The following is a 9,623-nucleotide window of genomic DNA, read 5'->3' as shown; positions in this document are numbered from 1 at the left end:
CGGGTATCCAAAGAACCGCTTCAATCGGGTGCCCCCCCAAATCCGTTCGTGAAAGCAAGGAGTAAAAAGCAGCGGGTACGCTTTCATAATCCGATCCCCCCAAACAACGGTCACCAGGCAATTGATAGACTGGAATCAGCCAACTTCATTACAGCTGACATAACAATACTCCTCCAGTCCAATCTTTTTGCAAATGGATTCCGTCAGCAAATAAGACAGAGTCGATTCTGCACCCTGATTCAGGTTCACGCCGTTCTCGTTTAAACCGTCACAACAACTGCCGTCCTCTCTGTCAACGAGTTGAAGATGCAGGTCATTATCCCCATAAAACCAGGCCCGACACTTGTCCGTAATCTCCTTATACCTGGAATCCTTCAGCACAAGATAGGCCTGAGCCGATGCAAGAGCCAACTTCATCACATCAAGCGGCTGCTGATCCCAGTCGCTTCTGTGGTGACGCGTACACCAGCCGCGATTGCCTATCGGGCGGATCATTCCTTGCTGGCAGGTCATTTTTTCGATTAGAAAGTCTAGGCTTTCTTTTGCTATGAAAAGCGTATCCTGCCGGTTCGTAACCTGGTAGGCAACTAACAACGACCAGGGCATCACGCCGTTTCCGTATGTCATAGCCGACTCAAACCAGTGCCAACCGTCTCCTGCTTGTTGTTGATAAAGTCTTGCCAGTTTCATTTCAAACAGGCTGACATAATTCGGCAACACCAGGTTGACATATTGCCAGAATGGATCATCTGTCCGGGAAGAACGATGCTGGCTATGCATCAACAGGATGCTGCAGGCTGCCAGGACAAATGCCCAGCCTCGCGGGAATTTCATGGAACGGGCTGCCTGGATTCCTTTGAGGAACATTTCCTGAGCCACAATCAGCCTGTCAGGCTCCTTCAATTTGACACATGTTAGCGCACAGGCCCAGAGGCATCGTCCGAGACAGTCATCGGATGCTGTCTCCGGCTCCGGAGTCCGGTCATATCGGATATTGTTGTGGAACGAACCGTCTTCCTGCTGGACCCAGAGCAAGAAGGAAAGATAGCGGTCAATCAGCCCCAGCAACTTGACCGCATCTGTTTGAAGTTCGTTTGCCGATTCAATCAGAGACAACCATTCCACACACGCCCAAAGTGCCCGCGCATTGTCATCGGTAGCATACCCCTCCTGCCGGCGGGGAATCTTCCCGAAGCAATGCTCCAGAAGTCCCGTATCGTCCGTCAACCGTTCCAAATGACGCAAACTAACCTGTGACGGATACAACCTTTTTTCCTCCTGCTTCCAGTGATCTTTCTTTGGCCAATTCCACGATTCGAGCAAACAATAGGGCGTGTTTGCTGCCAACTAACGGCCATCGCATCTGCTTTCCAATGCGTTCCATCCGTCTCTCCCACTGTTTCAATTCATCGGGGGTGGACAGAAGCTTTGTGGTGGTTTCCAACCATTTCGAACGATTGTCGAACGGGATCAGCAGTTCCTGATATTCCCCAAGCAAGTCCTGAGCATAGTTGTAGGGTGTGCTTAGAACAGGTCGTCCCAAGCCTACAGCATAGGCCAGCGTTCCGCTGGTGATTTGCTGCATCCCCGGATAGGGGGTGACGTAGAGGTCGCAAGCAGCAATATGCTGGATCAGTTCTTCCTCGTTGATATACCGGTTCACAAACGTAACATGATTCTCAAGTTTTTTCTCACGAATCAATTCTTGCAGTTGTTGCCTGTAAGACTCGCCTTCCCTTTTTTTCACTTCAGGATGGGTTTGTCCGACTATCGCGTACAGAACAGCAGGAACGGATCGAACCACTTCCGGCAAGATCTCCAGTATCATTTCAATTCCTTTTCCCCGACTGAGCAGGCCAAACGTCATGATTACTTTTCGATTGGTCCAATGCATCCTGCTGCGCAACAGATCCCTCTCTTGAGGTTTTGGCACGGGAGTCCCATGAGGGATATACACAATTTTGTCCTCAGGAATATCAAACGAATTTCTTAAGTAGGCTATGGCCTTACGGTTCATGACAATGATTCGTTCACTTCTGTAAGCGATTTCCTCTTGAATGGATCTGTAGGGTTCTTGAGGATTCTCAAAAATCGTATGAAAAGTGGTGATGAGCGGTTTTTTTAAAGTACGGACAAAATCCAGGATGTAGGAACCCGCCTCACCTCCGAAAATCCCAAATTCATGCTGCAGCATGACCAGGGAAACCTTGCTGTAGTTTAATTTGTTGGCCATTTTGGCATAGGCGGCCCTATGCTCTTTCAGCAAAGGCCAAACGTTGTCTTCGTTAACAGTTCTTTGCTCCTCTTCATCAACCAACGCTATGACAGGGTCTTTTCCCTTCCAGACTTTGGCATGATCCACGCTTTGTCTGAGATGGTGAGTATAGGTTGCCAAGCCGCATTTTTTCGGAACATAGGTGCTGACATATGCCACCTGCATCATCCCTGAACCACTCCCGTCATTCGATTCATCACTGCCTGGTATAAGATGTGTCGTGCTTCCAGTTCCAAATCGTAGCCGAAAATGCAATTGTTCAGTTGAGCGGCGTCATGCACTTTGCATCCATCCCACATGATGGTTTCCGAACAACGAACATGCTTGCCGATTACGCATCGGTCACCAATCACCGCATAGGGGCCGATCACACTTCGATCCCCAATATGTACCTCATCACCGATCAGAACCGGGGGAAGAAACAGCACGCCTGACCCGATTTGGGTGTCTTCTCCAACCCATATCCCAGTATCCTGCTCTATTTCATTCAAGGGCAGCGGGAATTTCCGATCCAACAAATCCCAATGCACTTTTCGATAGCGTTCATTGGTTCCCATATCCATCCAGTAGCCGTCGACTTTTGTGCCATAAACTGCCCTGTGTTCGATCAGCAGCGGGAATGTCTCTTTCTCGATTGACACCTCTTTATTTTTGGGAATCCATTGAAGCGCCTCTTTATCCATCACGTAGATACCTGCATTGACTCGCCTGGACGGCGCCTCATTACGCTTTGGCTTCTCGATAAAACACAAAATTTCTCCCGTGGAGTCCTGCTGAACCACGCCGTATTGAGAAGGATCTTCCACCTCAGTCAACCCAATGGTCACAAGACCTTTGTGCTGTAAGTGAAACTCGAGAAGGGGGAGAATTGACATGTTATGGACAATGTCGGCATTGACCACGAGAAATCGGTCTGACAGCAATGATTCCGCATTCTTAATCGCACCGGCTGTACCCAGAAGTGACCTTTCCACTGAATATTCAATCTGAACGCCCAAACGCCTTCCGTCTCCCAGGCGTTCCTTGATGATCTCCGGGTAATGTTTGACTGCAATCACAAACTCATCGATTCCCTGCCGTTTCAAATGCAGCAGAACATGTTCCAGCCATGGGCGGTTTCCGACTGGTGCCATCGGCTTCGGCAAGTTTTCGGTCAAGGGTCTTAACCGCGTACCAAGACCACCGGCCAATAACAAAGCTTTCATCGCATGATCAACCTCCATTCGAACATCAGTCAAATTTTGGATGAATATGCAAAAAGAAGCATTTGAGCATAATTGAAATTTCCTATGTCACGATTTCTCGAGCCATAAAAAGCTTCAAGTATGAACATGCTTCTTTTTTGATGGCGATGGCATTTAGAACCAAGATTTTGTTAGCAGTCTATTCAGGTGAGTGCTAATAACAATATAGGGAAAAATGGGGACAGACCTCAATTCAAATCATTGACGGTAAGAGTGATTTTTTTGTTTTTATAGCAGGTTTTCCCTGTCTTCCTCCTTCAATTGAATCCATTTGAGCGATTGCTCCGCTGTCCACGCCCCAATCCCCACTCAACCCTACCGATCATACCGTCCTTTGCTTGTCTTTCCACGTTTTGCTGGTGCCGCTGACCTGGGACTTGGGCGTGACGGCTTCTTGTCAACTATCATGTCCATGAACAGAGTCTTCTTCTCGATGGGAATTCCCAGTTCCTTGCTGAATCTTTGGAGCCTCTGTTCCTCATATTGCGTAATAAGAGAAATGACTGTCCCTGCCTTCCCCATTCTGCCCGTTCGGCCCGATCGGTGAATATATTGATCGACCGTCTCAGGCAAATCAAATTGGATGACATGGGTAATCTCCGGAATGTCCAATCCCCTGGCCGCAATGTCCGTAGCCAAAAGTAACGGGATTTTACCCGTCCGGAAATTCTTGATTACGGTCTCCCGCTGCGTTTTTCCCAACTCCCCGTGCAGAACTTCCAGCGAAACCCCCTTATATTCCAGTTTTGCGGCCATCTCATTCAGGCTGCCGGAATTGTTGACAAATGCAATGGCTTTCGGGGAGTGCAATTTCACGATCCGGCGCAGGAGATCGATCTTATCTCTCCGCTCACATACAAAGTAGAAATGCTCCACTTGAGACTCAGGCAGATCCTCTTTGGCAATCCGAATCACGACCGGATCTTTCATCATGTCCCGGCCTTCTTTCTCAACCCTTTCCGGAATGGTGGCCGAGAAGAAGAGGATCTGTCGGGATTTAAGTGTTGTTTTCACCACTGCTTTAATGGTGTTCATGAGTTCCAGCTTGATCATCTGGTCAACTTCATCCACTACAATTGTTTTTACTTCGTGCATTTTGAGTTTTTTGGCCTTTGTCAATTCCAGAATCCGGCCTGGAGTTCCTGCGATTATCTGGGGCTTGTTTTTTAATTTTTCGATCTGTCGCTTCAGATCGGCACCGCCAATAAAAGCGGCCCCAGTGATACCGCTTCCTGCTGAGTACTTCTGGATCTCGTGATGAATCTGCATGACAAGTTCACGGGTAGGAGCCAGAATGACAGCCTGTACATCCTTCTGTTCCGGATTGGTTCGTTCAAGCAGCGGCAACAAGTATGCAAGTGTCTTCCCTGTTCCTGTTGGTGATTCCGCTATTATGTCTTTGCCCTGCAAGATCAAGGGTATCGCATGCTGCTGAATCGCAGTGAGGTCTGCAAAGCTGTTCTTTCGCCAAGCCTCCTGCAAAAAAGGTTTCATCGTTGTCAATGATTGAAATGGTTCCGTCATGTCGGGTCTCCCTGCCAAGATTTCTTCTCAAGACAGTATACCTTAAAAAATGCGCCAGTATCAGGAACAGACCAAATGGAGCACGGCAGATGCTCATGTTTATTTAACCAGCGGCAAAACCACTTCCACAGTAGTCCCGACGTTGAGTTTGCTTTGAATTCTGATTGTGCCGTTATGCTGCTCAACAATCCGGTAACTGACCATCAAACCCAGACCTGTCCCCTTTTCCTTCGTGCTGTAAAAGGGCTCGCCCAACTTGTCAAGCCTGTCCTCCGGGATTCCAAGTCCGGAGTCGGAGAACCGGATGACCGCAAGATTCGGTTCCGAAACATGCGTGCTGATAGTCAGATTTCCACCATTGGGCATCGCTTCGAACGCGTTCTTTATAATGTTAATAAATACCTGTTTCAACTGTGCTTCCTCACAAAGAATCCAAGGGTTGTCGATCGAGAAATCCCGTTCGATCTGCACATTTCTCATGATTTTTTCAGCCGTAAACAATAGAACCGTATCTTCCAGAAAGGAATGGAGGTTCGTCCTCTTAAAAGAGGTGGAATAGGGTTTGGCCAAAGATAAAAAGTCCCTAATGATCTGGTTCATTCGATCGATTTCTGAAACTATCAAGTCAAAATACTGTTCTTTCATCCGACCGGATTGCATCAATTGTATAATCCCCCTGATCGTTGTCAGGGGATTGCGCACTTCATGGGCGATTCCGGCAGCCAATTGACCCGCGACGGCCAGCTTTTCTGATTTGAGCAGAAGATCTTCAGCTTGTTTCCGCTCGGTTATGTCCACGCAGGACCCGATTACCTCCACCACTTTCCCGTTTCGCTTAATTGGGCGCAAAGAAGCCAGATAGATGATCCCGTTCAGTTCCCCTTCGTAGATCACGTTCTCTTCTCCGTTCCATGCACGGCGGTAATAACTTTCGGTCTTTAAAGCCATGTCTATTGGAACAAAATTTGACAACTCCTTTCCAATCACTTTTTCCGGGACAAACCCGAGCCTGTACATCAATTCCCCGTCATACAGCGTATGAATGAATTTTTCATCCGCCTCCTTGAATTTGAAGGTCATTCCCTGTTGATGGCGGAGTGTATCCTCCAGTTCCTGTTGCGCAAGATACAGGGCTTCTTGAGCCTCTCTGCGCTTTGTGAGTTCTTTGGTAAATGCGGAAGAAAAGTAAATGATCGTAATGGATGCGATTGCCAAAAAAGAAATTTCATCCAGCCATTCCTGAATCTCCTGATGCCTCATTAAACGGGGGAGAATAATGGTGTACATGATTACGGGAATAAGCAGGGTCTTTAGAGGTCCGAAAAATTCACCGGTTGTAACACTTCCCGTAACCGTTTTTTTCACACCGGCCATCAGTATGTGATTAGCAAGTTCAAAAACAGACGCAATCGCAAACGCCTGGATGTAAGGATTGAGGTAAGCCGTATACCCCATCACTTTGTAAGCAAGCAGGAATGAAAGATAATACATGCCAATGCTGACCGTATAGCGAAACCATTTAATTTTTTTGAAAGACTTTGCATTCTTCCAAAAAGCAAACAATAGGCCGATAATACATGACAACATGCATGCAGAAAGACCAAATTGAAACAGTATCAACAAGCAACCAATGGAACCAGCCTCATACTCAATTCCGCTGGGCAATTTGACAGGAAACAGATCCCAAACAATGACCAGCCCTATGAGCAGCAGATAAAAAAACCAGTTGCTAATCTCGAAATCAATGATCGTCTCCCAGACAGCATATATGGCTACAAGACTTAGAACGTATGTATACAAATTTCTTTCCTTCATGCTGTCTCCCCTCTCAAAATAGGATCCGATCAGATGGTGCCGATAAGTTAAATAATAACACTTATAGAAAAAATTAAAAAGAGAGAATCGGGTTTATCCGATTCTCTCTTGACCGGCAACCTACTAGAACCATGGTTGCCCATAGGTAATCAAGATCGCGAGTGCGTTGAGAGCTGTAAACATGCCTGCTTTGAAAGCTGTTCTCATGATGTCCCCTCCTTTCGGCAACTGGCTGGCTTCGTAGTTTCCTACCGTAGCCCCTGTAGTTTTGCGTCCTCCGGTTTCCCGAAGTTTGCCGTTGTCGGCCACAAAGAGTGGCATTCCATATATTCGTCAGGTGAGAAACCCTTTCCTTTTTACCCGGCCAATCGCATTCCGGAAGACGAATTCCGTGCACTTCATAACAAAAAGACGCCCAAATGGCGTCTTTTGGCGTCTTTTGTATATACAAGATTACTTCTGGGTCATCCATTTCGGTTTTCCGAACCCTTTAAACTGGCTGTCGATGGTTTGCTCGAACTCTTTGGATTCAATGGCTGCCTTGAGGTCTTTGGTAAATTGGGCCTCCAGGTCTTTGGTTTTGACAACCAGCTGGTTCCGGTAATCATCAGGCATATTTTCCAACTTTAATGCTGACAAGAGATCCATCTTGGCTGCCAGAGCAAAGTTCCCCGGTACGGCAGAAAGATCGGCACTGTCGACTGCACGGGGCAGTTGGGCGGCCTCCAGCGGTTTGATGTTCAGTTTCTTCGGATTCTCTGCGATGTCTTTCTCAGAAGCTTTGGAAACATCGACATCCTTCTTGATCTTGATCAAGCCGGCATCCTGCAGCAGCAGCAACGTTCTGGCCAGGTTTGTGGGATCGTTGGCGATCGCAATCGTGCTTCCCTCTTTGATCTCATCCAGAGATTTGAACTTCTTCGAATAAAGTCCCATCGGAGCCGTCGGAACACTGATTACGGCAGAAAGATCCAGTCCCTTGTCTGCGGAGAACTTCTTCAGGTAGACAATATGCTGAAACAGATTGGCATCCAGGGAACCATTGGCCAGAGCCAGGTTCGGTTGAATGTAATCGCCAAACTCCACGACCTCGATCTTATATCCTTTCTTCTCCATGATAGGCTTGATAGCCTTTGATACCATGTCACTGTAAGGACCGGCCGTAGCACCAATCTTCAACTCTTTCTTTTCAGCCGGCTTGGCATCCGGTTTGGCGGCTGGTTCGGTTTTCCCGCCACCGCAGCCTGTCACTAAAGAGGCTGATAGTCCCAGTACAGCAAGTAAACTCCAGATCTTTTTCATGTTTCCTCTCTCCCATTCTTTTGATGTATTGTATGATTACCGCTTGTCCACTTTGCTTCTTGTCCAGTCACCCAGGTATTGAATGATTTGCACAAGCGCGATCAGAACAAAAACGGTTAACAACATAATTTCGTTTTCGTAACGGTAGTACCCGAAACGGATGGCCAGGTCTCCAATTCCTCCGCCACCCACGATGCCTGCCATGGCCGAAAACCCGAGCAGGCTGATCGCGGTAATGGTAAGTCCCGCGATAATACCCGGGCGGGCTTCCGGCAGGAGAACTTCCCGGATGATCAGCCAGGGGGTTGCCCCCGTTGATATGGCTGCCTCGATGACCCCCTTGTTAATTTCCCGGAGGGAGGACTCCACAAGTCTTGCGTAAAAAGGAACCGCAGCTACGGATAAAGGAACGGAAGCAGCCGTCGGTCCGATGGTTGTACCAATTAAAAATTGGGTCAAGGGCAGCAAAGCCACCAGCAGGATAATAAACGGAACCGATCGGACAATGTTAGCGAGAGTCCCCAGAAGCAGATTGACCAAACGGTTTTCGAAGAAAAGCCCCTTGTCAGTGACGAACAGCAAGATGCCGAGTGGAATGCCAAGCAGGATGGCTATGGTCAGGGATATTCCCACCATATACATGGTCTCGTTAAACGCTTTGATCAGATCCGGCATGAGCTCAAGAATCTTTGTTAAAGACATTGGTGATCACCTCCAGCTCGGATGTTCTCTCCCTTAGCAACTGCAGAGCTTTTTCAATTTCGGCCGGTTGCCCCGTAATTTCCATAATGAAAATTCCGAGCGGCACGTTTTGGATATATTCGATTTTTCCGTGGATGATGTTTCCTCTTATGTCACAAGATTGCAAGACATCGGATACAATGCTTTCTTCGGCTATCTGCCCTTTAAACTGGATCTTCACAAGTACACCCTGTGGATTGCGGTTTCTCAGGATCTGCTGCGGAAGCTCAAAGTCGAGCACCGTATCAATAAATTCCTTTGTCAAAGCCTGTTTGGGATTGGCGAAAATATCGTAGACGTGTCCAACCTCAATCACTTCCCCGTCCTTCATGACGGCCACCCGATGGCAGATTTCTTTGATGACTTCCATCTCATGAGTAATCAGCACAATCGTCAGACCCAGTGTTTCATTGATTTCTTTCAAGAGATTCAATATCGATTTGGTAGTCTTGGGGTCAAGGGCCGAAGTTGCTTCATCACACAGCAAAACGTGCGGGTCATTGGCCAGGGCCCGGGCAATTCCCACCCTCTGTTTCTGTCCTCCACTCAGCTGGCTGGGATATTGGTCGGCTTTATCCGATAAGCCGACCAATTTAAGAAGTTCGGGCACCCGCTTCTGGATTTCAGCCTTTGATTTTCCCGCAGCTTTCAGAGCAAACGCCACATTCTGAAAGACAGTCCGGCTGCTGTTTAGGTTGAAATGCTGAAAGATCATGCCGATC

General features: G+C 47.7%; 8 protein-coding genes and 1 riboswitch. All 8 genes read right to left on the bottom strand.

Annotation, left to right across the window (positions count from 1 at the left end):
- Nucleotides 1-135: 135 nt before the first annotated feature.
- Nucleotides 136-1,266: a glycosyl transferase gene (locus tag EFBL_RS17925; RefSeq protein WP_096183726.1), complete on the bottom strand. Its 1,131-nt coding sequence runs from the start codon at nucleotides 1,264-1,266 to the stop codon at nucleotides 136-138.
- The gene (locus tag EFBL_RS17920; RefSeq protein WP_096183724.1) at nucleotides 1,247-2,443 is read right to left on the bottom strand and encodes a glycosyltransferase family 4 protein; all 1,197 of its coding nucleotides are present in this window, start codon (nucleotides 2,441-2,443) and stop codon (nucleotides 1,247-1,249) included. Before EFBL_RS17920 ends, EFBL_RS17925 begins: the two co-directional genes overlap by 20 nt.
- Nucleotides 2,440-3,480: a nucleotidyltransferase family protein gene (locus EFBL_RS17915; RefSeq protein ID WP_096183722.1), complete on the bottom strand. Its 1,041-nt coding sequence runs from the start codon at nucleotides 3,478-3,480 to the stop codon at nucleotides 2,440-2,442. The genes EFBL_RS17920 and EFBL_RS17915 overlap by 4 nt, the downstream gene beginning before the upstream one ends.
- A 354-nt stretch (nucleotides 3,481-3,834) precedes the next feature.
- Nucleotides 3,835-5,043 (bottom strand): DEAD/DEAH box helicase, encoded by a 1,209-nt coding sequence (locus EFBL_RS17910; RefSeq protein WP_096183720.1) that lies wholly within the window; start codon nucleotides 5,041-5,043, stop codon nucleotides 3,835-3,837.
- Between the two features lie 99 nt (nucleotides 5,044-5,142).
- A complete protein-coding gene (locus tag EFBL_RS17905) occupies nucleotides 5,143-6,858 on the bottom strand; it encodes an ATP-binding protein (RefSeq protein WP_096183718.1) in 1,716 nt (571 codons plus the stop codon).
- A gap of 220 nt (nucleotides 6,859-7,078) precedes the next feature.
- A riboswitch (cyclic di-GMP riboswitch) is annotated at nucleotides 7,079-7,165 on the bottom strand.
- A gap of 146 nt (nucleotides 7,166-7,311) precedes the next feature.
- The gene (locus EFBL_RS17900; RefSeq protein WP_096183716.1) at nucleotides 7,312-8,160 is read right to left on the bottom strand and encodes a MetQ/NlpA family ABC transporter substrate-binding protein; all 849 of its coding nucleotides are present in this window, start codon (nucleotides 8,158-8,160) and stop codon (nucleotides 7,312-7,314) included.
- 36 nt (nucleotides 8,161-8,196) lie between these two features.
- Nucleotides 8,197-8,862, bottom strand: a complete 666-nt coding sequence (locus EFBL_RS17895; RefSeq protein ID WP_096183714.1) for a methionine ABC transporter permease — start codon at nucleotides 8,860-8,862, stop codon at nucleotides 8,197-8,199.
- Nucleotides 8,840-9,623: methionine ABC transporter ATP-binding protein (locus EFBL_RS17890; RefSeq protein WP_231705872.1), on the bottom strand; the 784-nt coding region annotated here is incomplete at its 5' end. The genes EFBL_RS17895 and EFBL_RS17890, both read right to left, overlap by 23 nt.

This window comes from Effusibacillus lacus, from assembly GCF_002335525.1.
GTDB lineage: Bacteria > Bacillota > Bacilli > Tumebacillales > Effusibacillaceae > Effusibacillus > Effusibacillus lacus.
This window is presented reverse-complemented; position numbering and strand designations above follow the sequence as displayed.